20 protein-coding genes are annotated in these 24,289 nt (G+C 62.7%); 9 read left to right on the forward strand and 11 right to left on the reverse strand.

Annotated features, from left to right (window positions below; genetic code table 11):
• Positions 1-77: 77 nt before the first annotated feature.
• From K6M89_RS18095 to K6M89_RS18105, 3 genes are all read right to left on the reverse strand, one after another.
• Positions 78-1,625 carry a hypothetical protein gene (locus K6M89_RS18095; protein ID WP_222140383.1) on the reverse strand — a complete coding sequence of 516 codons (1,548 nt, stop codon included), beginning with the start codon at positions 1,623-1,625 and terminating at the stop codon, positions 78-80.
• A gap of 337 nt (positions 1,626-1,962) precedes the next feature.
• Entirely contained in the window at positions 1,963-2,589 is a 627-nt protein-coding gene (locus K6M89_RS18100) for a ribonuclease D (protein ID WP_222140384.1), read from the reverse strand.
• 168 nt (positions 2,590-2,757) lie between these two features.
• Complete coding sequence (locus K6M89_RS18105) at positions 2,758-3,564, reverse strand: MerR family transcriptional regulator (protein ID WP_222140385.1); 807 nt, start codon at positions 3,562-3,564, stop codon at positions 2,758-2,760.
• 165 nt (positions 3,565-3,729) lie between these two features.
• Here K6M89_RS18105 and K6M89_RS18110 point away from each other — a divergent pair, with 165 nt between their 5' ends.
• On the forward strand, positions 3,730-5,010 hold the full coding sequence (locus tag K6M89_RS18110) for a 4-aminobutyrate--2-oxoglutarate transaminase (RefSeq protein ID WP_222140386.1): 1,281 nt from the start codon (positions 3,730-3,732) through the stop codon (positions 5,008-5,010).
• Positions 5,011-5,069: 59 nt separating this feature from the next.
• Positions 5,070-6,551 (forward strand): NAD-dependent succinate-semialdehyde dehydrogenase, encoded by a 1,482-nt coding sequence (locus K6M89_RS18115; protein WP_097581253.1) that lies wholly within the window; start codon positions 5,070-5,072, stop codon positions 6,549-6,551.
• A 45-nt stretch (positions 6,552-6,596) separates the two neighbouring features.
• Here the strand turns inward: K6M89_RS18115 and K6M89_RS18120 are convergent, their stop codons facing one another.
• Positions 6,597-6,806: a SlyX family protein gene (locus K6M89_RS18120; protein WP_064681619.1), complete on the reverse strand. Its 210-nt coding sequence runs from the start codon at positions 6,804-6,806 to the stop codon at positions 6,597-6,599.
• A 180-nt stretch (positions 6,807-6,986) separates the two neighbouring features.
• Here K6M89_RS18120 and uxaC point away from each other — a divergent pair, with 180 nt between their 5' ends.
• Complete coding sequence (gene uxaC / locus K6M89_RS18125; protein WP_222140387.1) at positions 6,987-8,402, forward strand: glucuronate isomerase; 1,416 nt, start codon at positions 6,987-6,989, stop codon at positions 8,400-8,402.
• The gene (locus tag K6M89_RS18130) at positions 8,399-9,856 is read left to right on the forward strand and encodes a mannitol dehydrogenase family protein (protein WP_097581251.1); all 1,458 of its coding nucleotides are present in this window, start codon (positions 8,399-8,401) and stop codon (positions 9,854-9,856) included. The genes uxaC and K6M89_RS18130 overlap by 4 nt, the downstream gene beginning before the upstream one ends.
• A gap of 93 nt (positions 9,857-9,949) precedes the next feature.
• Here the strand turns inward: K6M89_RS18130 and K6M89_RS18135 are convergent, their stop codons facing one another.
• The 7 genes from K6M89_RS18135 to K6M89_RS18165 all read right to left on the reverse strand — a co-directional run bounded on the left by K6M89_RS18135 (position 9,950) and on the right by K6M89_RS18165 (position 18,712).
• Positions 9,950-12,400 (reverse strand): GcvT family protein, encoded by a 2,451-nt coding sequence (locus tag K6M89_RS18135; protein ID WP_222140388.1) that lies wholly within the window; start codon positions 12,398-12,400, stop codon positions 9,950-9,952.
• Positions 12,401-13,276 carry a choline kinase family protein gene (locus tag K6M89_RS18140; protein ID WP_222140389.1) on the reverse strand — a complete coding sequence of 292 codons (876 nt, stop codon included), beginning with the start codon at positions 13,274-13,276 and terminating at the stop codon, positions 12,401-12,403.
• Positions 13,277-13,375: 99 nt separating this feature from the next.
• A complete protein-coding gene (locus tag K6M89_RS18145) occupies positions 13,376-14,452 on the reverse strand; it encodes an ABC transporter ATP-binding protein (protein ID WP_097581248.1) in 1,077 nt (358 codons plus the stop codon).
• 30 nt (positions 14,453-14,482) lie between these two features.
• Positions 14,483-15,580: a Gfo/Idh/MocA family protein gene (locus K6M89_RS18150; RefSeq protein WP_222140390.1), complete on the reverse strand. Its 1,098-nt coding sequence runs from the start codon at positions 15,578-15,580 to the stop codon at positions 14,483-14,485.
• The gene (locus tag K6M89_RS18155) at positions 15,580-16,467 is read right to left on the reverse strand and encodes a carbohydrate ABC transporter permease (protein WP_097581247.1); all 888 of its coding nucleotides are present in this window, start codon (positions 16,465-16,467) and stop codon (positions 15,580-15,582) included. The genes K6M89_RS18150 and K6M89_RS18155 overlap by 1 nt, the downstream gene beginning before the upstream one ends.
• On the reverse strand, positions 16,460-17,419 hold the full coding sequence (locus K6M89_RS18160; protein ID WP_222140391.1) for a carbohydrate ABC transporter permease: 960 nt from the start codon (positions 17,417-17,419) through the stop codon (positions 16,460-16,462). Before K6M89_RS18160 ends, K6M89_RS18155 begins: the two co-directional genes overlap by 8 nt.
• Before the next feature lie 6 nt (positions 17,420-17,425).
• Complete coding sequence (locus K6M89_RS18165) at positions 17,426-18,712, reverse strand: ABC transporter substrate-binding protein (protein ID WP_064681636.1); 1,287 nt, start codon at positions 18,710-18,712, stop codon at positions 17,426-17,428.
• Positions 18,713-18,975: 263 nt separating this feature from the next.
• Here K6M89_RS18165 and K6M89_RS18170 point away from each other — a divergent pair, with 263 nt between their 5' ends.
• The 5 genes from K6M89_RS18170 to K6M89_RS18190 all read left to right on the forward strand — a co-directional run bounded on the left by K6M89_RS18170 (position 18,976) and on the right by K6M89_RS18190 (position 24,281).
• Entirely contained in the window at positions 18,976-19,653 is a 678-nt protein-coding gene (locus K6M89_RS18170; RefSeq protein ID WP_222140408.1) for a TetR/AcrR family transcriptional regulator, read from the forward strand.
• 131 nt (positions 19,654-19,784) lie between these two features.
• Entirely contained in the window at positions 19,785-20,933 is a 1,149-nt protein-coding gene (locus K6M89_RS18175) for a Gfo/Idh/MocA family protein (RefSeq protein ID WP_222140392.1), read from the forward strand.
• A 3-nt stretch (positions 20,934-20,936) separates the two neighbouring features.
• Positions 20,937-22,100 (forward strand): dihydrodipicolinate synthase family protein, encoded by a 1,164-nt coding sequence (locus tag K6M89_RS18180; protein ID WP_222140393.1) that lies wholly within the window; start codon positions 20,937-20,939, stop codon positions 22,098-22,100.
• A gap of 30 nt (positions 22,101-22,130) precedes the next feature.
• Positions 22,131-22,961 (forward strand): sugar phosphate isomerase/epimerase family protein, encoded by an 831-nt coding sequence (locus tag K6M89_RS18185; protein WP_222140394.1) that lies wholly within the window; start codon positions 22,131-22,133, stop codon positions 22,959-22,961.
• Between the two features lie 42 nt (positions 22,962-23,003).
• On the forward strand, positions 23,004-24,281 hold the full coding sequence (locus K6M89_RS18190) for a Gfo/Idh/MocA family protein (RefSeq protein WP_222140395.1): 1,278 nt from the start codon (positions 23,004-23,006) through the stop codon (positions 24,279-24,281).
• The last annotated feature ends 8 nt before the right edge of the window (positions 24,282-24,289 follow it).

Below are 24,289 nucleotides of genomic sequence, written 5' to 3' on the forward strand. Positions count from 1 at the left end.
CCCCGCATCCTTCGCTAAAATCGAAGAACCCGCCGGAGCGATCCGGCGGGTTTTTTGTATTCAGGAAGGATGAGGGGTCATTCCCAGCCGACCATGCGCTGGTAGAGCGCGTAGACCGGGTCGGCGACCGCGCCGGCCGGCTGGGGCGCCGGTTCGGCGTCGATCATTCGCGGCGTCCTTCGCGCGGGTGCGGCGTCGGTCGCTGCGGGATCGGGCTCGGCCTCCTCGCCGGACTGCGCCTGCTGTTCTTCCCGCTGCTGATCCTCGGAAGCGTCGTCGCGCTGGTGCTGATGCTGGTGGTGCGTCTCCCCCGCCGTTTCGTTCGGCGGCATATCCTTGGCGAACTGATAAGGCAGCTGGGTATAGGCAAAACCATCCGGCATTCTTGCCGCAAGTGGCACATAGGAGGGTTCAACGGCTTCAGGGGCCGGCAGTATTTGCGGCTGCGCGGCAATCTCCTTCGGCTGACGGTCAGCCGCCGCGGCGACCTTGCTTTCCGTCGGCGCGGGATGGAGTGCCGTGGCCTGGCGCAGGTCGGATGCCGGAATTTCCGCAGGCTGCCTCGCCAAAATCTCGGCCGCTTCGCTGATGACGGCGTCATCGAGGATGGCATCGATCTCCACTGCCGCCTCGACGGGACCATCCTCCAGTCCGGTGTCGACGTCCTGCTCGCGGATGATGGTGGCGATCATCTCGGAGGCCTCTTCGGTCATCGAGGCGACAATGCCCGTCCAGTTTCTCGGAATGACGGGATCGGCCTTTTCCGAATTCGCGCGCGGCTGGACGGCAGGCGGCTCCGCCGTCTCCCTGCTATCGCCGGCCGCAGCTGGCTCCATGGATTGCCGGGCTTCGGTCTCGGGGGCGACCGGATTTTCCGGCGCGAGGTCTTCTATCGTCGCCGGAGCGGAGCGTGCGTTGTCTTCAAGCTGCGGCGTTTTCGGTTCGGCTGTTTCGACAGTCTCGGCGGCGATCGTCTTCTCATCCGTCATAAGTGCTTCAGCCCCGACATGGGCATCGGCCGGCGCAGGCGCCTCTACTGCCGGCTGGCGCATGGCGGCAGGCAGGCTGCCCTCATGCAGCTGGATTTCAGGGCGGACATCGGCGCGCATCGGCGAAGCGTCGTTCTGGCCATAGGAACGCACCACGGCGCGGGCGGCGAGATCGCGGTCCTTGTAGCGGACGATTTCGAGATAAGCGACGATCCGGGCGGCTTCCGGACCTGTCGGATTTTTCAAGGCTTCGGCGATCATCCTGAGCGGCAGGCGATGGCCCTGTCCGGCAAGCTGGCGCTCGACCTCGTCGATCCGGGCGGCCGGCAGGCGCCGGATGGCATCGGCGAGCCGGGAGGCGAAGGCAAGATTGGTTTCGTCCTCGCCGCGATCCAGCGATATGGCGCGGCCGGCTGCATCGAGGACATCGAAAAGGGCTTCGACCATGCGCTCACGCGCTGCCAGGAGCAGGATATTCAGCTTGCCGGCAATGGCGGAATTCAGGTCGGCGGCTTCGACGGGATTGACAGGCGCCGGCGCAATGACAGAACGGCCGAGGCCGCCGGCGACGATCGCCGCAGTCTGGCCTTGAGACGAAAAGCTTGCATTGGACGCTGCACGAACGGGAGTCAACATGGCATGCTCCTTTCGCAAAGTGACGATGAAAGCAGGCTCTATAAAAGGACCGTGTTCATCCGATCCCTCTGCATCCCAGCAGATCCTCCTGTCCGCATGACGCAATTCCGGCGTCATCGAATGCATAAAAATTAACGAGAATTTTAGTAAAGAGACCTTAACGAAATGCTAATGCATGTCGCCCGGAAGTGCGCCAGCGGTTCCGGGACGACGACATGCATAAAAACAAGGGGCTAAAGCGCGTCGCGATCTCTTGGATTCGCTTCGCGCGCTTCAGGTGTTCGCTTTTTAGAGCCGCGGCCGCAACGGGCCGGCCGGCGTTCGTCGGGCCGTTCGCTTAGCTATGGGCGAAGATATCGGCCTCTTCCCAGCCGAGCAGGTCGAGCTTGGCGCGGGTCGGCAGGAATTCGAAGCAGGCGGTGGCATGGTCGAAGCGACCGTCGCGGATCAGGCGTGCGGTCAGCTTGTCGCGCAAAGCATGCAGGTAAAGCACGTCGGAAGCGGCATATTCGAGCTGGGCCGGAGACAGCGTTTCGGCCGCCCAGTCGGACGATTGCTGCGTCTTGGAGATGTCGATGTCGAGCATTTCCTTGAGATTGTCCTTCAGGCCATGGCGATCGGTGTAGGTCCGGATCAGGCGCGAGGCGATCTTGGTGCAGAAGACCGGGGTCGCCGTGACCCCGAAAGTGTGGAAGAGCACGGCAATATCGAAACGGCCATAATGAAAGATCTTCTGATGGGTCGGATCTTCGAGCAGGGCGATCAGGTTGGGCGCCTCTTTCTGGCCGGCGGCGATACGGATGACGTCGGCGGTGCCGTCACCCGGCGAAAGCTGGACGACGCAGAGCCGATCGCGGCGCGGCACCAGGCCGAGCGTTTCGGTGTCGATCGCAACCGCGCCGGTGTAGCGGGCCGCATCGGCCGTGGAAATATCGCCTTCGTGATAACGTATGGTGGCGGCCATGAGACTATCTTTCGTTCGAAACAGCCGCGCCTCTTTTCAGACGCGCAAAGGACGTTGTAGCGCTTTGAATTGCTGCATGATTTTATCCTTATATCGATTTTCGACCTAAGGAATTGCGTAGGTAGCGCTATAGCGCAAAGGCGCAAAGTGCGAAACCGCTTCTTCGCATCAGAATGTCGGCGGCGTGTTGATCCAGAGAAGCACGGTTTCGCCGTCGTGGCGGTTGCGCCAGGAATGGTAGCGGCGGCTTTCGAAATACAGCGAATCGCCCGGAAAGAGTTCGAAGAACTGATCGCCGTCGAGCACCAGTTCCAGCTGGCCGGACAGGACATGCATGAATTCCTCGCCCTCGTGGCGGTAGGCGCCCTCGCTGGCTGCGCCGGGCGCCAGCACGAAACGATGGCAATCCATCATCCTGGGGCCTTCGGCCAGCAGCTGCACGGTCACTCCGGGCGTCGTTTCCGGCCAGCTGCGCCATTCGCCGGCGCGCACCAGGACCGGCACCTCGCCGCTTTCCTCGCCGGAGAGGCGGGAGACGGTGGTGCCGTAATATTCGGCGAGGTCGTGCAGCGTCTTGAAGCCGACGCCCTGCGAGGTGCGCTCGAGCGTCGAGAGGGTCGAAGCGGTGATGCCGTTGTCGCCGGCCACCTGCTCCAGCGTCTTGCCGGCGGCATGGCGCAGGCTGCGCAGCCGACGGCCGAGGCCGGAATCCTGGCTTGCTTCGCCCTCGGCCGAGGGATCTTCACCCTCCAGCGCCTCGCGGATGGCCGCGGGATTGAGGCCGCGCTCGACCCGATACCAGGAGATGCGCTTCAGGCGCGCCACGTCGTCGGCGCTATATTGCCGATGACCGGTTTCGGAGCGGCCGGGAACCACCAGACCCTGGCTTTCCCAGAGACGCAGCGTCGAGGCGGAAACGCCCGCCAGCCGCGCGGCCTCCGCCACCTTGTAGCGCACAGGCCCGTTATCGTTCATCCGCCACTATCCCCGATTCTCGTCGCGCGAGCATTCATCAAAACGCGTGATGTTTGAAGCAAAAAATGCCGCTTGTTTTCTTGCAGAAAAAATGTAGGAATTTCGTGAATCTTGCAGAACTTATGCAAGATAATTTTCTCGCCCTTTTGCTACAGGAGCAGATCGATGACCGCGACAAGCCTTACGGACCGGAAGAACGCCGCGATTTCGCGCGGCGTCGGCATGACCACCCAGATCTATGCGGACCGCGCCGAGAATGCCGAGATCTGGGACAAGGAAGGCCGCCGCTATATCGATTTCGCCGCCGGCATCGCCGTTCTCAACACCGGCCACCGCCATCCCAAAGTCATCGCGGCAGTCAAGGATCAGCTCGACCATTTCACCCATACCTGCCACCAGGTGGTTCCCTACGAAAGCTACGTCAGCCTTGCCGAACGGTTGAACGCGTTGCTGCCGGGCGATTTCGAAAAGAAGACGATCTTCGTCACGACCGGCGCCGAGGCGGTGGAAAATGCCGTCAAGATCGCCCGTGCGGCAACCGGCCGTTCGGCCGTCATCGCCTTTGGTGGCGGCTTTCACGGCCGCACCTTCATGGGCATGGCGCTGACCGGCAAGGTGGTGCCCTACAAGGTCGGCTTCGGCGCCATGCCGGGCGACGTCTTCCACGTCCCCTTCCCGGTCGAACTGCACGGCGTCACCGCCGACCAGTCGCTGGCGGCGCTGAAGAAGCTCTTTGCCGCCGATGTCGATCCGCAGCGGGTCGCCGCCATCATCATCGAGCCGGTGCAGGGCGAAGGCGGCTTCTATTCCGCACCCGCAGCCTTCATGAAGGCGCTGCGCGAACTCTGCGACCAGCATGGCATCCTGCTGATCGCCGACGAAGTGCAGACCGGGTTTGCCCGTACCGGCCGGATGTTCGCGATGGACCATCACGAGGTGGCGGCCGACCTGACGACGATGGCAAAGAGCCTTGCCGGCGGCTTTCCGCTCGCCGCCGTCACCGGCCGCGCCGAAATCATGGACGCGCCGGGACCGGGCGGACTCGGCGGCACATACGGCGGCAATCCGCTCGGCATCGCCGCCGCCCATGCCGTCCTCGACGTCATCGCCGAAGAGGAGCTCTGCGACCGTGCGAACCTGCTCGGCGGCCGGCTGAAGCAGCGGCTGGAATCGCTGCGCCAGAGCGTGCCGGAGATTGCCGATATCCGCGGGCCGGGCTTCATGAACGCCGTCGAATTCAATGATCGGACGACCGGATTGCCGAGCGCCGAATTCGCCAACCGGGTGCGGCTGATCGCACTCGACAAGGGTCTGATCCTGCTCACCTGCGGTGTCCACGGCAACGTCATCCGCTTCCTCGCGCCGATCACCATCCAGGACGAGGTTCTCGGCGAGGCGCTCGACATTCTCGAGGCCTCGATGCTGGAAGCGAGCGCGGCCAAGTAACCGAACCGGATTTCAATAGCTGCCGGCGACCGGCAGCCTCTCCCAAAAGGAGATATGACATGGCTTTCACCACCGCCCTGACCAAGCACGTTCCCTTCTCTTCGCCGTTCCTGCGCGACGCCGGCTATATCAACGGCGTCTGGACATCGGGCGACGCCGCCAAGACCTTCGACGTGCTCAATCCGGCAACGGGCGAGCTGCTTGCTTCACTGCCCGATATGGGAGTCGGCGAGACGCGGGCGGCGATCGATGCGGCCTATGCCGCCCAGCCGGCCTGGGCTGCACGCCCGGCCAAGGAGCGTAGCGCCACCTTGCGCAAATGGTTCGACCTGATGGTCGCCAATGCCGACGCACTCGCCGCAATCCTGACCGCCGAAATGGGCAAGCCGGTCGCGGAAGCGCGCGGCGAGATCCTTTATGCCGCATCCTATATCGAATGGTACGCCGAAGAGGCCAAGCGGATCTATGGCGAGACGATCCCGGCGCCGTCCCAGGACAAGCGCATGATCGTCATCCGGCAGCCGGTCGGCGTCGTCGGCACGATCACGCCGTGGAATTTTCCGGCGGCGATGATCGCCCGCAAGATCGCGCCGGCGCTGGCCGTCGGCTGCACGGTCGTCTCGAAGCCTGCCGAACAGACGCCGCTGACGGCGATCGCCCTTGCAGTGCTCGCCGAACAGGCCGGCATCCCCGCCGGCGTCTTCAATCTCATCGTCGGCACCGACGGCCCGGCGATCGGCCGCGAGCTCTGCGGCAATGACAAGGTGCGCAAGATCAGCTTCACCGGTTCGACCGAGGTTGGCCGCATCCTGATGCGGCAGTGCGCCGATCAGATCAAGAAGGTGAGCCTGGAACTTGGCGGCAATGCGCCCTTCATCGTCTTCGACGATGCCGATCTCGACGCCGCCGTCGAAGGCGCGATCGCCTCCAAATACCGCAATGCCGGCCAGACCTGCGTTTGCGCCAACCGCCTCTACATCCAGTCGGGCGTCTATGACGCCTTTGCGGCCAAGCTTGCCGCCAAGGTCGCCGAGATGTCGGTCGGTGACGGCTTCACCGCAGGTGTCGAGATCGGGCCGCTGATCGATGAGCAGGGCCTTGCCAAGGTGGAGGACCATGTCGGCGACGCGCTTGCCAAGGGCGCTAAGGTGCTGACCGGCGGCAAGCGCATCGATGGCGCCGGCACCTTCTTCGCCCCGACGGTGCTGACCGGGGTGGCGCGCGGCATGAAGGTGGCGCGCGAAGAAACCTTCGGACCGGTGGCGCCGCTCTTCCGTTTCGAGACGGCCGAGGATGTCATCGCCGAGGCCAATGACACGGAGTTCGGCTTGGCCGCCTATTTCTTTGCCGGCGATCTGAAGAAGGTCTGGCGAGTGGCGGAAGCGCTGGAATACGGCATGGTCGGCATCAATACCGGGCTCATGTCGTCCGAGACGGCACCTTTCGGCGGCATCAAGCAATCCGGTCTCGGCCGCGAGGGCTCGCGCCACGGCGCCGACGATTATCTGGAAATGAAATATCTCTGCATCGGCGGCGTCTGATCCGTCAGCCGGGAAAACCGGGCACGCGGTATCCCCCGCGTGCCGTCAATAATGCGGCGGGCGGGTGATACCAGGCGCTTCCAGCGACTGCTCCTCGAGCGACAGGAAGCGTTCAGTCAGCCGGTCGAGCTTGGTGCGCATCTGCTCGACGATCTTCCATTGTTCGGCAAGCTGATCGGAAAGCTCCTCGATCGTCTTTGCCTGATAGGCCAGCATTTCCTCCAGCCGGGTGATGCGGTTCGTCTCGTCGGACATCGATCCTCCTTTGCCGACACCGGCAGAATAGATGGTTCTCCCAAAGCGGAAATAGGCCATCTCGTCAATGTTTTCGATGGCCGGCGCAGCCGCGCGCAAAACTGAACCGTTTGGTTACTAAAAGCCCTTGCCGCGCCTGATGTTGTGGGGTAGGCCCTTATCCATCAGGGAGGAATACTGATGGGTGCAGGAAACGGCTTTCTTCATCCGGACCGGCTCTTTCCGGCCGATCCGGCAACACGGACCATCGCGCGAGACCTCTACGAGACGGTGCGCAATCTTCCGATCGTCAGCCCGCACGGGCATACCGAACCGTCCTGGTTCGCCGACGACAAGCCCTTCGAAGACGCGGCTTCGCTGCTGGTCATTCCCGATCATTATCTCTTCCGCATGCTGCACAGCGTCGGCGTTCCATTGGACGAGCTCGGCGTGCCGCGGCTCGACGGCAAGCCGGTGGCTGCAGGCCGCACGATCTGGCGGAGCTTTGCCAAGCATTACCATCTCTTCCGCGGAACGCCTTCGAGCCTCTGGGTCGACCACGCCATGTCGGCCGTGCTCGGCTGCACTGAGCCGCTGACATCAGATAATGCCGATGCGCTCTACGATCACATCAATGCCCAGCTTGCCCTGCCGGAATTCGGGCCGCGGGCGCTGCATCAGCGATTCGGCATCGAAACGATCGCGACGACCGAGGGCGCGCTCGACCCGCTGGGACATCACCAGAAGATGGCGGCGGACGGCTGGATCGGCAGAGTGCGCACCACCTACCGGCCGGACAGCGTCACCGATCCCGACGCCGTCGGTTTCCGCGACAATCTCATAAAATTCGGAGAGATCACCGGCACTGACGTGACACGCTGGGACGGCCTGATCGAGGCGCATCGGCGCCGGCGCGCCTATTTCCGCCAGTTCGGCGCCACCGCAACCGATCACGGCGTGCCCACCGCCTTCACCGCCGATCTGCCGCTTGCCGAAAAGCAGGCGCTGCTCGACAAGGCGCTGAAGGGTCCGCTTTCGCCTCAGGATGCCGAGCTCTTCCGCGGCCAGATGATGACCGAGATGGCCGGACTTTCGGCCGAAGACGGCATGGTGATGCAGATCCACGCCGGCTCGCGGCGCAATACCGACAGCGGGCTGTTTGCGACGCGCGGCCCCAATATGGGCGCCGACATCCCGACGCGAACGGACTGGGTCGGCGGCCTCAATGCGCTGCTGTCGAAATACGGCCATGCGCCTGGACTGCGCGTGCTGCTCTTCACCCTCGACGAGACGACCTATGCGCGCGAGCTGGCGCCGATGGCCGGCCATTGGCCCTGCCTGATGATCGGCCCGCCGTGGTGGTTCCACGACAGCCCGCTTGGCATTCGCCGCTATCTCGACCAGGTCGTGGAAACGGCCGGTTTTGCCAATATGGCGGGCTTCAACGACGATACGCGCGCGCTGCTTTCGATCCCGGCGCGGCACGATGTCTGGCGCCGCGAAGTCTGCCGCTTCCTCGCCGGGCTTGTCGCCGAGCACCGGCTTTCCAAGACGGACGCGGAGATCGTGGCAAGCGAACTTTCCTATGGCAATGCGAAGAAGGCCTACAAGCTGTGAGCGAACGACTGCAGACCCTTTCCGGCCTCGCCCCGACGGCGAAGCTTCCCGCCTATGACCGCAGCCGGCTGAAAAGCGGCATTCTGCATCTGGGACCCGGCGCCTTCTTTCGCGCGCATTTCGCGCCGTTTACCGATGGCGCACTCGCCGCGGCTGGCGGCGACTGGGGCATCGAGGTGGCTAGCCTGCGCACGCCCGATGTCGCGGACAATCTGACTGCCCAGAACGGGCTCTATACGACGCTGATCCGCGATACCTCGGGCACGACGGCTGAGGTGATCGGCTCGATCCTGAAGGCGCATGTGGCGCCGCGCGATCCAGCCGGCCTGCTGGCGCGGCTCGAAGATCCGGCGATCCGTATCGTCAGCATGACGGTGACGGAAAAGGCCTATGGTTTCGATCCGGCAACCGGCGGCCTCGACCTCAAACATCCCGATATCGTCGCCGACCTCGCCAACCGGCATGCGCCGCGCGGTGTCATCGGCTATCTCGTCGAAGGCCTTGCGCGCCGCCGGCAGAAGGGGATCGCCCCCTTTACGCCGCTGAGCTGCGACAACCTGCCGAGCAACGGCGCCGTGCTGAAACGCCTGGTGCTCGAATTCACCTCCCGCATCGATGCCGATCTGCATCGCTGGATCGAAGCGAATGTGCCCTTCCCCTCGACGATGGTCGACCGGATCACGCCGGCCAGCACCGAGGCGACCTATGCCGATGCCGAGCGGCTGACGGGCCGCACCGATATGGCGGCGATCGAGACGGAACCCTTTACCCAATGGGTCATCGAGGACCATTTCGCCAATGGCCGGCCGGCCTGGGAAAAGGTGCGCGGCGCGCTGATGGTCGAAGACGTCTCGGCCTATGAGAAGATGAAGCTCCGGATGTTGAACGGCGCCCATTCGCTGCTCGCCTATCTCGGTTATATCGGCGGCTATGAATTCATCCGCGACGTCATGGACGATGACGCGCTGGCCGCACTTGCCTATCGCCACATGCACGCGGCGGCGAGAACGCTTGATCCGGTCCCCGGCATCGATCTCGACGATTACGCCAAGGAATTGATAGCGCGCTTTGCAAACAAGGCGATCGCACACCGCACCTATCAGATCGCCATGGACGGCACTCAGAAGCTGCCGCAGCGGCTGCTGGAACCGGCATGCGAGGCGCTGGCGCACGGCGACCGGGCAGAGACCTATGCGATCGCCGTTGCGGCATGGATGCGCTATGCGATCGGCGAACGCGGCAATGGCGAGCGCTACGAGCTGCGCGATCCCCGTGCAGCGGAGATCGCCGCGTTGATCGCCGATGTGCCGCGCACCGGCCCGGCGATTTCGGCGGCGCTGTTCACCCTGCCCGGACTTTTCCCGACCGCTTTGACCGGCCATCGGGCCTGGGCGCAGGATGTCTCGGACAAGCTGGAGATCCTGATCCAGGACGATCGGCTGCCGCTGTTTTGAGGTTTTCTGCATAGGAGAGCGGGCTGGCACGGCACGCCCTCTCCTCGTCAACTCTATCCTCGGAGCGCTCGAGCGCACCGTAAAATCAACCCGTCAACCCTTCACCCGCAGCATATCAGGGTCGTAAAGCGGCACCAGCGACACCCGGCAGGGGATGCGCTCCCTTGCAACGTCGAGCTCATAGCTGCCGGAGAGGACGAAATCCTCCGTGACGCCCTCGGGATTGCGGACATAGCCGTAGCCGATCGGTTTGCCGAGCGTGTAACCAAAGCCGCCGCTCGACAGCCAGCCGACGCGTTTGCCGTCGCGATAGATGGTTTCGCGGCCGAGCAGCACGGTATCGGGATCGTCGGGAACGAAGCAGGCAAGGCGCTTCTTCACACCCTCCTTAAGCTGTCGCTCGATCGCCTGGCGGCCGCGGAAGGGAATGTTCTTTCTGATCTTCACCGCCCAGCCGAGGCCGGCCTCAACAGGCGTGTGGTCGGGGCCGATATCGGAGCCCCAGGCGCGATAGCCCTTTTCCAGGCGGCAGCTTTCGATGGCGCGGTAGCCGGCATTGACGAGGCCGAGCTCGCCGCCAGCAGCCATTAAAACATCATAGACAGTGGACGCATATTCAATGGGAATATGGAGTTCGTAGCCGAGTTCGCCGACATAGGTGATGCGCAAGGCCCGCACCGGGCAGCCCGATATGCCGATGGTTCTGACCTGGCCGAAGGGGAAGGCGGCGTTCGAGACGTCGCTGCCGGTCACCTTCTCCAGCACGGCGCGTGCATTCGGTCCCATCAGCGACAGAACGGAATAGGCCGAGGTGACGTCGACCAGCTCGGCATGCATCTCCGCCGGAATATTGCGGGCGATCCAGTTGAAGTCGTGGGTGGCGAAACCGGTGCCGGTGACGATGTAATATTCGTTCTCGGCGATGCGGGCGACGGTCAGGTCGCATTCGATGCCGCCCTTGTCGTTCAGCATCTGCGTATAGATGAGCGATCCCACGGGCCTTGCGACATCATTGGCGGCGATCCAGGAGAGTGCCGCCTCGGCATCCCTGCCCTTCAGCACGAATTTGGCGAAGGAGGTCTGGTCGAAGATGACGGCCGCCTCGCGCACCGCCTTGTGCTCGCGCTCGACGGCGTCAAACCAGTTCTGCCTGTTGTAGCTGTAGACATCCCGCGGCTCCTCATTGGCGAAGAGATCGGCAAACCAGTTCGGCCGCTCCCAGCCGAGCTTTTCGCCGAAACAGGCACCCTGCGCCTTCAGCCGGTCATAGAGCGGCGACTTGCGGCAGGGGCGCCCGCTCGAATGCTCCTCGAACGGCCAGGCCATGGTGTAGTGCTTGCCATAGGCTTCGAGCGTGCGGGTGCGCACCCAGTCGGTATCGAAATGCGGACGGCCGAAACGGCGGATATCAACCGGCCAGAGATCGTAGGGAGGCTCGCCCTTGGTCACCCATTCGGCAAGCGCCATGCCGGCGCCGCCGGCCGAGGCGATGCCGAAGGCGTTGAAGCCGGCGCCGACGAAGAAATTTTTGAGCTCGGGTGCCTCGCCGAGAATGAAGTTACCGTCCGGCGTAAAGCTTTCCGGGCCGTTCAGCAGCTGCTTGACGCCGACATTCTCCAGCGCCGGAACGCGGCCGAGCGCCTGTTCCATGATCTGCTCGAAATGGTCGAAATTGCTGTCCAGCAGCGTGTAGTGGAAACCTTCGGGGATGCCTTTCTCAGCCCAGGCAATCGGGTTCGGCTCATAGCCGCCCATAACGATGCCGCCGACTTCCTCCTTGTAATAGGTCAGGCGATCGGGATCGCGCAGCGTCGGCAGGTTGGAGGGCACGCCGAAGGATTCGGTGATGACATATTGATGCTCGACCGAGACCAGCGGCACGTTGACGCCGAAGCGGGCAGCGAAGGCCCGCGTCCATTGGCCGGCGCAGACGACGACGCGCTCGCATTCGATGCGGCCTTCAGCCGTGATGACGGCACGGATCCTGCCCTTGTCGATGTCGAGGTCGAGAACCTCGGTATCCTCGAAGATCGAAACGCCGGACATGCGGGCGCCTCTGGCCAGCGCCTGGGTGATGTCGGAAGGGTTGGCCTGGCCGTCGGTCGGCAGGAAGGCGGCGCCGACGAGATCGTCTGTTGTCATCAGCGGCCAGAGATCGAAGGCCTCCTGCGGCGTCAGCAACTGCATTTCGAGACCGAAGGACTGCGCCGTCGTCGCCTGGCGCTTGACCTCCGTCCAGCGCTCCTCGTTGCAGGCAAGGCGCAGACCGCCATTCATCTTCCAGCCGGTGCCGAGACCGGTTTCCTCTTCCAGCCGCTTGTAGAGATCGACGGAATAGCCGAGCAGCTGGGTGATGTTGGCGCTGCTGCGCAGCTGGCCGACAAGGCCGGCGGCATGGAAGGTGGTGCCCGATGTCAGCTTCTTGCGCTCGAGCAAAACCGTATCCGTCCAGCCGAGCTTGCCGAGATGATAGGCCGTCGAGCAGCCGATGATGCCGCCGCCGATGACCACGGCCTTGGCCGTCTTCGGTAACTGTTTCGTCATTTATCGTTCCTGTTCAAAGGCTTGATAGGCGCGTTCAAAACGCCCGAGATTTTCGGCGGTATAGGCGGCATAGTCGAAATCTATGGTGGAATGGATTTCCGAAATCATGCTCCACAGCGTCTCGCGCAGCAGCGAGGCGCATTTCATCGCGCCGTAGCGGCGGCGGAGCTCATCGGTCAGCGGCCGATCGAAATAGGTCTCCAGCATCATTTGCTCGGCCGCCTCCGACAGTTGGTTGTTGGAGGCCAACCCGCCGAGATCGAACAGCGGCGTGTTGAAGCCGGCATAATCCCAGTCGATCAGCCAGAGCCGCTTGCCGTCATCGAGAAAATTGGCCGCCAGCAGGTCGTTATGGCCGAAGGCGATCTCGAACGGCGCTGCCGCCTCCTCCAGCGTCTCGGCCTTCGCGATCAACGCCGGCAGCAGTGGGACGTGGAGGCTGCCCCACTCCTTCAGGCTGGCGGCGTAGTCGCGGATGACATGGAAGACCCAGAAGATCATCGCCGGGCCGCGGAAATGCCGTGCGATATCATGGTGGCAGGCGCGCACCAGCGGCACGATCCGGGCCAGCATTTCCGGCGTCCTGATATCCTCGGGCGACAGCGCCCGCGCCTCGATATAGTCGAGCACCAGCACGCCGGGCGAATGGTGGATGACCGCCGGCGACAGGCCGGCGGCGTGCGCCGCACGGCTTGCGGCAAGCTCGTTCTGCCTGATGATGTGGTGGATCGGAATATCGGTGCCGAGTCTCACCACGCAGCGCGCGACGGCATCGCTGACCAGATAGTTCCTGTTGGTGATGCCGCCAGATATCGGCGAAATTTCAATCGGACCCTGCCAGATGCCAAGCGCATGAATCCTATCCTCAGGCGTCATGCTATCCCCCTTGCGGCGCTGGCAAAATGATGGGGCAGAGCAGGATAGGCTGTCAAGCAGCCGCGCGCGTCCTTCCGGACGCACCAAGGGCGCTTTAGGTCAGATCGTCCTGCCGGCGGCGTCGAAGACGTGGCAGCGGGCCGGATCGAAGAGAGCCTTCACATTGGCGCCGGGCTCGACCTTCTGCTGACCGTCGAGCGCGACCGTCAGCAACTGGCCATCCGGCGTCGTGGTGTAGAGCATGGTGGCGCCGCCGAGATTTTCGACGAGATCGACATTGACGGTCGAGAGCGTGATGGCGCCCTGCGTGAGGGAAAGATGCTCGGGGCGGATGCCGAAGGTGACGGTCTCACCGGCCTCGCCTTGCAGCCGGCGCGGCAAGCGGACGGAATTGCCGCAGACATGAATGCTGGTTTCGGCTTCACCGACCTCTTCGATGCGCGCCTGCAGAAAGTTCATCTTCGGGCTGCCGATAAAGCCGGCGACAAAGCGGTTGGCCGGGTTGTTGTAGAGATCGAGCGGCGCGCCGACCTGCTCGATGCGGCCGGAATTCAAGACGACGATCTTGTCGGCCATCGTCATCGCTTCGACCTGATCATGGGTGACGTAGATCATGGTGTTGCCGAGCTGCCGGTGCAGGCGGGAGATCTCGACACGCATCTGGACACGCAGTTCGGCATCGAGGTTCGACAGCGGTTCGTCGAACAGGAAGATACGCGGCTCGCGCACGATGGCGCGACCGATCGCGACGCGCTGGCGTTGGCCGCCGGAGAGGGCCTTCGGCTTGCGCTCCAGGAGCTTCTCGATCTGCAGGATTTCGGCGGCGCGTTTGACCTTCGGCTGGATCTCGGCCTTCTTGTAACCCGCCGTCTCCAGGCCGAAGGCGAGGTTCTTGTAAACAGACATATGCGGATAGAGCGCATAGGACTGGAAGACCATGGCGATGCCGCGCTTGGCCGGCGCCACCTCGTTCATGCGCTCGTTGTCAAGCAGCAGCCCGCCGCCTGATATTTCCTCGAGGCCGGCGATCATGCGCAGAAGGGTCGATTTTCCGCAGCCGGAGGGACCGACGAAAACGACGAATTCGCCGGGATCGATCGTCAGGTCGATGCCGTGGATCACATCCATCGCGCCGTAGCGCTTCTCGACCTTCTGAAGAACGACACTGGTTGCCATCGTCTCAAAACCCTCTCGTTTATTTATCGGTTACTTCGTTCTTGCGCGCCAATCGGCGTATTTCGGGCTGTCGGGACCGACCGGCAGCGGCACTTCGGCGCCGCTATCGGAAGATTGGTAGATGGCGGTGACGAGTTCGAGGGCGCGGCGCGCATCCCTTGATGTCACCGGCAGCGGCCCATTGCCGCTGAGGAAGGCGTGGAACTGACCCATCTGAGTGGTGAACCGCGGCGCGACGGGCTGCCAGTCGCCAACCACGCGGTCGATCCTTGCCCTGACGTCATCATTGGCGGCGATGATCTTCCAGGGGTCCTTGCCAGGCGTGTAGGGCTCGTGCGTGCTTTCGAAAGTGACGTTCTCGAAGTGCAGCCTCAACCGGCTGATCTGCTCCTGCGAGCCGAGCGTGCAGGACAGCGAAACGAAAGCGCCGTTTTCCATCAGCAGGCTGGCAGAGGCGCAATCTTCGACCTCGATATCGTTGACGCGGGTGGCGACGCGGCCGAAAACCCTTGCCGCCGGGCCCATCAGATGCATCATCATGTCGTGCAGATGCAGCGCATGGGTGACGAGCACGCCGCCGAGTTCCGTCGCCCATTTGCCGCGCCAGGGCACGGCGTAATATTCCGGTTTTCGCAACCAGAAGGTTTCGACCGAAGCCGTATAGGCTTTGCCGGCAATGCCGGCATCGATGATCCGTTTGGCCTTCTGGATACCGTCGCCGTAACGATACTGAAAGATCGGCATCAGCACGCCTTTGGCACTCTTTTCCGCTTCCATGATCGTATCGACGGCGGCAAGCGAGCCGGTCAGCGGCTTTTCGCATACGACATGCTTGCCGGCGGCGAGTGCTGCCACCACCTGTTCCAGATGGATGCCGGGCGGGGTGCAGATATCGATGATGTCGATCGTGTCATCGGTAAGCAGCTCCGCAAAGGAAGTGGTGCGGCGCTCGATGCCGAACTCGTCTCCGACCGCAGCCAACCGCTCACCGTTCAGGTCGCAGATCGCCACGACCTTGAACTTGTCGGAATGCGGCAGATAGCCCTCGACGATGTGGGAGCGGCCGATGCCGCAGCCGACGATCGCGACGGTCTTGATGCTCATGTCACTCTTTTCCACTGCCGCCATCAGCGTTTCATGCCCGTCGTGGCAATGCCCTCGATCAGCAGGCGCTGGAAGAACAGGAAGAAGAAGAAGACCGGCACGAGCGTCAAAGTCGACATGGCGAAGAGACCGCCCCAATCCGAGGCGCTGGTGGAGTCGACGAAGGTGCGCAGGCCGAGCTGGATCGTATAAGTGTTCATGTCGTTCAGGTAGATCAGCGGTCCGAAGAAATCGTCCCAGGTCCAGATGAAGGAGAAGATGGCGGCGGTTGCCAGCACCGGCAGCGACAGCGGCAGCATGATCTTCCAATAGATGCGCCAGGCGCTGCAGCCGTCCATCATCGCCGCCTCGTCGAGTTCGCGCGGGATGCCGCGGAAGAACTGCACCATCAGGAAGATGAAGAAGGCGTCGCTTGCCAGGAACTTCGGCACGACAAGCGGCAGGATGGTGTTGACCCAGCCGAGATTTAGGAAGAGCACATATTGCGGGATCAGCGTCACGTGATAGGGGATCATCAGCGTGCCGAGCATGATCGCAAACCAGAAATTGCGGCCGGCAAAACGCAGCCTGGCAAAGGCGAAAGCCGTCAGCGAACAGGCGATGACATTGCCGGTCACTACCAGCAGCGAGATGACGAGCGAATTCCAGAAGAACCGGCCGAAGCTGACATCGAGGCCGACCCAGCCGCGCGCATAGGAGGAGAAATCGATCGACGACGGGATGAGCGAGGTCGACGAGAAGATCTCGGTTTCCGGCCTGACCGATGCCGAGACCATCCACAACAGCGGATAGAGCATCAGAAGCGAAGCGGCGATCAGCAGGGCGTGGATGACGAGCGACGCCGGCAGACTGCGTTTGGTGATGTCTGATGGCGGCCTGGCCGCAGTGACGGAAGCGGTCGTCTCAGTCATCGTAGTGCACCCAGTAACGCGAGGTCAGGAAGGAGAAGGCGGTGAAGATCGCGATGATCACCACCAGGATCCAGGCGAGCGCCGAGGCATAGCCCATGCGGAAATTGCCGAAGGCTTCCTGATAGAGGTAAAGCGTGTAGAACAGCGTCGAATTGATCGGACCGCCGGTGCCGCCTGAGATGATGAAGGCCGGAGTGAAGGCCTTGAAAGCTTCGATCGTCTGGACGACGGCGTTGAAGAAAATCACCGGCGTCAGAAGCGGCAGCGTGATCTTGTAGAATTGCCGGAATTTCGAGGCGCCGTCGAGGCTGGCCGCCTCATACATGTCCTGCGGGATCTGGCGCAGGCCGGCGAGGAAGATGATCATCGGCGAACCGAACTGCCAGACCGAGAGCGCCACCAGCGTATAGATCGAATAATTCGGATGGGAGATCCAGCTCGGCCCCTCGATGCCGATCCGGGCGAGTGCGGCATTGACGAGACCATCGCTGGCGAAGAGCTGGCGCCAGAGAACGGCGATCGCCACGCTGCCGCCCAGCAATGAGGGCAGGTAAAAGATGGCGCGATAAAAGGTCAGCCCACGCAGGCCGCGGTTCAGCGCCATGGCGACCAGCAAAGCAAAGGTCAGCTTGAACGGCACGGAGAAGACGACATAGGTCAGGGTGACATGCATGGCGGCCGAGAATTTCGGATCCGCCGTGGCGATGCGCACGTAATTCGCAATTCCCACCCATCGCGGCGACTGGAGCATGTCGAAGTCGGTGAAGGAGAGGTAGAGCGAAATCAGGGCCGGCCCGAGCGTCAGCCCGAAAAAGCCGGCAAGCCATGGCAGAAGGAAGAGATAGCCGGGAGCATTGGCATTCCAGAGACGCCGGAAGCGTCCTTCGGCCACGGCCCCCTGATATCTTTCCACATTTATGGCCCCTGCGGGCGTGCGCATCGCATTGCTCATACGGGATCAGCCTCGTGCGAGAATCTGCGTAATTTCAGTGACCAGCTGTTTGCCGCCGTCGGCGGGAGACAGCTGTCCGAAACCGACCTGTTCGGCAATGTTTCGCAGCATCAGCTCGCCTTCACCGGCACCGGCCGGCGGCGGCGGCGGCAATTTGCCGGCAAGATCGCCGAGACCGCTGACATAGGCCAATGCCACCTTGCCGTTCTCATCGAGCTTCGCCGCGACGACCTCGCGCATGGCGGCCGATTCCGGAATGCCGCGTTCGACATCCAGGAGCAGCACTGCTTCCGGATTCTTGACGAAGAAATTGACATAGTCCACGGCTAGGTCGATCGCTTTCGACTGGGCCGATACCGAGAAGAACATCGAAGGCTTACGATAGTGACCGCCCTTCGAATCCGGCTTGACGCGCATGTAATTGGTGAGCGCCAGCTTATCCTTGTTCATTGCCTGATAGGCGACGAACTGGTTGGAATGGGCGAAACCGGCGGCCGATTTGCCGAGCGACACCGTGTTGGTTTCGATATCATTCTTGTCGAGAGCCTGGATATCGGCGGGAACGCAGGCGCCCGCCTCACGGAACTTCGCCCACATGTCGTACCATTCCGATGCATCCTCCACACCGAAACCGATCTTGCCGTCGGCGGTATAGAGCGCCTTGCCGCGTTGACGCAGCCAGTTCTCGAACAGCGGTTCAGCGCCGCTGCCGTCGGCTATACCGAACATGCCCTTGCGCTTACCGGCCTTCGTGATCTCCGCACCCATGCGGGCGAATTCATCCCAGGTGGTCGCCTGCGTCGGCAGATCGACGCCGGCCTCCTTGAAGGCGGTGGTGTTCAGCACCGTCGCGGCGGAATTGGCGCCGAGGCTGACGCCATAAAGATGGCCGTCGACGCTGCCGCCTTCGATCTGGGCCTTGTCGAAATCGTCGAGGTTGAGCTTGGCTGGCATATAGGATTCGAGCGGGGCGAGCGCACCACGCCGTGCATATTGGACGATATAACGATAGTCCATCTGGATGACGTCGGGCGCGTTGCGGCCCGCGACCTGGGTCGCAAGGCGCGGCCAGTAATCGCCCCAACCCAGAAATTCGCCAGTAATCGACGTCCCCGGATTCTTGGTCTGATAGAGCTGCGACACCTTGTTGGTGCGGTCGGCGCGCGGCTGCGAGCCCCACCACAGGAGACGCAGGCGCTTTTCCTGGGCCAAGGCGCTGGTGCCGAGCGCCGAGAGCGACAGAAGTGCTGCGCCGCCGGCCACGAAATTACGTCTGTTTACACGCAGAGTCATTTTTTTCTCCTCCAAAGGGAAGCGCCTCCACACGCTTCCAAACCAGTTTTGCTTGCGCAAATAACTAATTGGTTACAAGCTACGAGCAAAGCGGCAAGCCTGTCAAGCGGTGTCGGTTAGAGCATGATGGCGAAAAGCCTCGACGGTTTCAGGCGACGCCATGCTCCGACCCTTCTGTTGCGGCGGGCCGCCCTTCAAAATCGGTTTTTACAATTTCGCACCGAAGGCTTATGAGCGCAACACGTGAAGACAGGGGTGGAGCGATGAACGACAGCGGGGGAAACAGGGAAAAGAAGCAGGCCCGGCGACCGTCGACAGAACGGACAGCCCAACGCGATCCGGAGCGGACACGCGCGGCGATCCTCGAAGCGGCAACCCGGGAATTCGCCGAAAACGGCATGGGCGGCGCCCGGGTCGACGCCATCGCCGAACGGGCCGGCACCAACAAACGCATGCTTTATCATTATTTCGGCGACAAGGAGCAGCTCTACCTCAAAGTGCTCGAGGAAGCCTATGTCGGCATCCGCACCGCCGAACGCGCGCTGCATATCGGCGACCGCAGCCCGGAGGAAGGCATCAGCGAATTGGCGCTCTTCACCTGGCGCTATTTCCTTCAGCACCCGGAATTCCTGAGCCTGCTCGGCACGGAAAACCTGCATCGCGCCCGGTGGCTGCGCCAGTCCGTCCGGCTCAAGGAACTGCATTCGCACCTGATCGGCGAGCTATCCCAAGTGCTCGAGCAGGGCAAGAAACAGGGCGTCTTCATCGAGACGGCCGATCCGCTGCATGTTTACCTGACGATCGCCTCGCTCGGCTATTTCTACCTTTCCAACCAATTCACGCTTTCGACGATCTTCGGCCGCGACCTGATCGAGCCGGCCAATCTCAATGCCTGGGAAAAGCATATCGTTCACGTGACGCTCGCCTCGATCAGGCGCTGAATAGCGAAAGCAGGATTTGACTCTTGACAGGCTCGCCGCTCTTCTGCCATCAAGTAACCGTTTAGTTACCGGCTTGGGAGGGCCGGGCCAGGACGCCCGCTCCCGCCGCAAAAGATTGCAGGGAGGAAAAAATGGCACGCTTGGGGATCATCTTGCACGGCGTCACCGGCCGCATGGGTTACAACCAGCATCTGGTGCGCTCGATTCTGGCCTTCCGCGACCAAGGCGGCATCACACTGAAATCGGGCGAGAAACTTGAGATCGACCCGATCATCGTCGGCCGCAACGGCGCCAGGATGGAAGAGCTGGCGATGAAGCATAACATCAAACGCTGGTCGACCGATCTCGATGCTGCGCTGGCCAATCCCGACGACACGGTCTTCTTCGACGCCGGCACGACGCTGATGCGCGCCGAGCTTCTGTCCAGGGCGCTCGACGCCGGCAAGCACGTCTACTGCGAAAAGCCGATTTCCGACGATCTGCAGGTGGCGATCGATCTCGCCCGCAAGGCGCGGCGTTCCGGGCTCAAGCATGGCGTCGTGCAGGACAAGCTCTTCCTGCCCGGCCTGCGCAAACTGGCGCTGCTCAGGGATTCCGGCTTTTTCGGGAAGATCCTCTCGGTGCGCGGCGAATTCGGCTACTGGGTTTTCGAGGGCGATTGGGGCGTGCCGGCGCAGCGTCCCTCCTGGAACTATCGCAAGGGCGATGGCGGCGGCATCATCCTCGACATGCTCTGCCACTGGCGCTACGTGCTCGACAATCTTTTCGGCGAAGTCAAAGCTGTCTCCTGCCTCGGCGCCACGCATATTCCGCGCCGCATCGACGAGCTTGGCAAGCCCTATGACTGCGACACCGACGATGCGGCCTATGCGACCTTCGAACTCGAAGGCGGCGTGATCGCCCAGGTCAATTCCTCCTGGGCGGTGCGTGTGCGCCGCGACGATCTCGTCACCTTCCAGGTCGACGGCACCCATGGTTCGGCCGTCGCCGGCCTGACGAAATGCTGGAGCCAGCACCGCGTGAACACGCCGAAGCCGGTCTGGAACCCGGACCAACCGCAGACGATCGACTTCTACAAGACCTGGGACGAGGTTCCGGATACGCAGGCCTTCGACAACGGCTTCAAGGCGCAATGGGAAATGTTCATCCGCCATGTCGTCGAAGATGCGCCGTGGCCCTATGGCCTGGAAGCCGGCGCCAAGGGCGTGCAGCTGGCCGAGCTCGGCCTGAAATCCTGGGCCGAACGCCGCTGGCTCGACGTTCCCGCACTGGAGTTCTGACCCGTGACGACGATCAATCTCCCCCTCGACGGCAAGATCGTCCCCTATACGCTGACCGGCACGCCGATCGAACTGAAGAAGCGCGACGCCACGAGCTTCCCGCGCATCGCTTTTGCCGCCGCCCATGTCGTCGCCGACCCGCTCGCCGACAACGATCCATGGCTGACGCCGGCGATCGACTGGGAGCGGACGCTGGCCTTCCGTCATCGGCTCTGGGATCTCGGCCTTGGGGTCGCGGAAGCCATGGATACGGCGCAGCGCGGCATGGGCCTCGGCTGGCCGGAAGCGCGTGACCTCATCCGCCGGGCGCTTGGCGAAGCCGCCGGCCGCAAGGATGCATTGATTGCCTGCGGCGCCGGCACCGACCACCTGATACCCGGCCCTGAGGTGACGATCGACACGATCCTCAAGGCCTATGAGGAGCAGATCGAAACGGTCGAGGCGGCCGGCGGCCGCATCATCCTGATGGCAAGCCGGGCGCTTGCCGTCGTCGCCAGGAGCCCGGACGATTATGTCAGGGTCTATGACCGCATCCTTCGCCAGGTCAAGGAGCCGGTCATCATCCACTGGCTCGGCGAAATGTTCGATCCGGCGCTTCAGGGTTACTGGGGCAATGGCGACCACCTGAAGGCGATGGAAACCTGCCTCGAGGTGATCGAGGCCAATGCGGCAAAGGTCGACGGCATCAAGATCTCTCTTCTGTCGAAGGAGAAGGAAGTGGCGATGCGCCGCCGGCTGCCGAAAGGCGTGCGCATGTATACCGGCGACGACTTCAACTATGCCGAATTGATCGCCGGCGACGAAGAGGGCCATTCCGACGCACTGCTCGGCATTTTCGATGCGATCGCGCCGGCAGCGTCGGCCGCGCTCGACGCGCTCGGCCGCAAGAGCAATCACGAATTCTTCGATCTGCTCGAGCCGACGGTGCCGCTGTCGCGTCACATCTTCAAGGCACCGACCCGCTTCTACAAGACCGGGGTCGTCTTCCTCGCCTATCTCAACGGTCTGCAGGATCATTTCGTCATGGTCGGCGGCCAACAAAGCACGCGGTCGCTCACGCATCTGGCCGAACTCTTCCGCCTGGCCGACAAGGCGCGGGTTCTGGCCGATCCGGAACTTGCAGCGGCGCGCATGCGCCAAGTGCTTGCTATCCACGGCATTCACTGATCTCAGGCATGGCAATGGGAGGGGAATGAGATGCAGGTCGAAGGACTTTCGATCAATCTGGCGACGATCCGCGAGCAATGCGGCTTTGCCGAAGCGGTCGATATCTGCCTGAAGCACGGCATCACCTCGATCGCGCCCTGGCGCGACCAGGTCGCCAAGGCCGGTCTCGACGAGGCGGTCAGGATCGTCAAATCGAACGGCATCAAGCTGACCGGCCTTTGCCGAGGCGGCTTCTTTCCGGCGGCAAACGAGGCCGACTGGCAAAAGAACCTCGACGACAACAGGCGGGCGATTGATGAGGCGGCAGCGTTTTCCGCCGACTGCCTGGTGCTTGTCGTCGGCGGGCTGCCTGATAGTTCCAGGGATATCGTCGCGGCGCGCCAGATGGTGTTCGACGGCGTCGCCGCCGTGCTGCCGCATGCGCAGGCTGCTGGCGTCAAGCTCGCCATCGAGCCGCTGCATCCGATGTATGCCGCCGATCGGGCCTGCGTGAACACGCTCGGCCAAGCGCTCGACATGTGCGAAGCCCTCGGCGAGGATGTCGGTGTCGCGATCGACGTCTACCACGTCTGGTGGGACCCCGATCTTGCCAATCAGATCGCCCGCGCCGGCCGGATGAAACGGATCTTTGCCCATCACATCTGCGACTGGCTGGTGCCGACCAAGGACATGCTGCTCGACCGCGGCATGATGGGCGATGGCGTCATCGACCTCAAGGGCATAAGACGGATGATCGAGGCGGCGGGCTTCTTCGGGGCGCAGGAGGTGGAGATCTTCTCGGCCGAGACCTGGTGGAAACGCCCGGCCGACGAGGTGATCGCCACCTGCGTCGAGCGCTTCCGCAGCTGCTGCCAGATCTGATTTTCAGTATTTGTTTCATCACGCATGCAGGAGAATCATTCGATGGAGAAACGCCGTTTTGCCCTGATCGGCACCGGAAACCGCGGCACGACCATGTGGGGCAAGGACCTGCTTGCCGGCTGGCGCGAACATGTCGACCTGACCGCCATCGTCGAGAAGAACTCGCTGCGCGGCGAGCGCGCCCGCAACATGATCGGCAGCAATGCGCCGCTTTATGAAAACATCGATTCCATGCTCGCCGAGCAGAAGCCGGATCTGGTCATCGTCTGCACGCCCGACCAGACGCATGACGATATCATCGTGCGGGCGCTGGAATCCGGCATCGACGTCATCACCGAAAAGCCGATGACCACCTCGATCGAGAAAATTCGCCGGATTCTCGACGCCGAAAAGCGCACCGGCCGCCGGGTCGACGTGTCGTTCAACTATCGCTATGCGCCGACGGCGGCCAGGATCAAGGAACTGCTCAATGCCGGCGAGATCGGCCGGGTGACCTCCGTCGATTTCCATTGGTATCTCAACACCAAGCACGGCGCCGACTACTTCCGCCGCTGGCATGCCTATACGGAAAATTCCGGCAGCCTGTTCGTCCACAAGGCGACCCACCATTTCGATCTCCTGAACTGGTATCTCGACAGCGATCCAGAAGCCGTGACGTCCTTCGCCGATCTGCAGAACTACGGCCGCAAGGGGCCGTTCCGCGGGCCGCGCTGCAAGCTCTGTCCGCACGCGCATGAATGCGACTACTATCTCGATCTCGAAGCCGACCCTTTTCTCGATCAGCTTTACGAGGACCCGTCGAAGATCGACGGCTATTTCCGCGACGGCTGCGTTTTCCGCGAGGATATCGATATTCCCGACACGATGGTGGTGTCGCTCCGCTACCGCAACAACGTCCATGTCTCCTATTCGCTGAACACCTTCCAGCCAATCGAGGGCCATCACCTTGCCTTCAATGGCACGAAGGGCCGTATCGAAATCCGCCAGTATGAGGCCCAGCCCTGGGAACAGCCGAAGGAGGACACTATTCTTCTCATCCGCAATTTCCCGAATGACAGGCAAGCCGTCGAGCGGATCGTCGTCCCGCATTTCACCGGCGGCCATTACGGCGGCGACGACCGCATGCGCAACATGATCTTCAAACCCGATATGGAAGACAGGCTCGGCCAGCGCGCCGGCACGCGGGCCGGCGCCATGTCCGTGCTCTGCGGCATTGCCGCGCTGACGAGTTCACGCACCGGCAAGGTGGTCGAAATCGCCGAGCTGATGCCCGAACTTGCCAATGACGGCTCACCCAATTCGCTGAGGACACCGCGCTGACGCTAAAG

It is taken from the genome of Rhizobium croatiense, from assembly GCF_019793465.1.
Classification (GTDB): domain Bacteria; phylum Pseudomonadota; class Alphaproteobacteria; order Rhizobiales; family Rhizobiaceae; genus Rhizobium; species Rhizobium croatiense.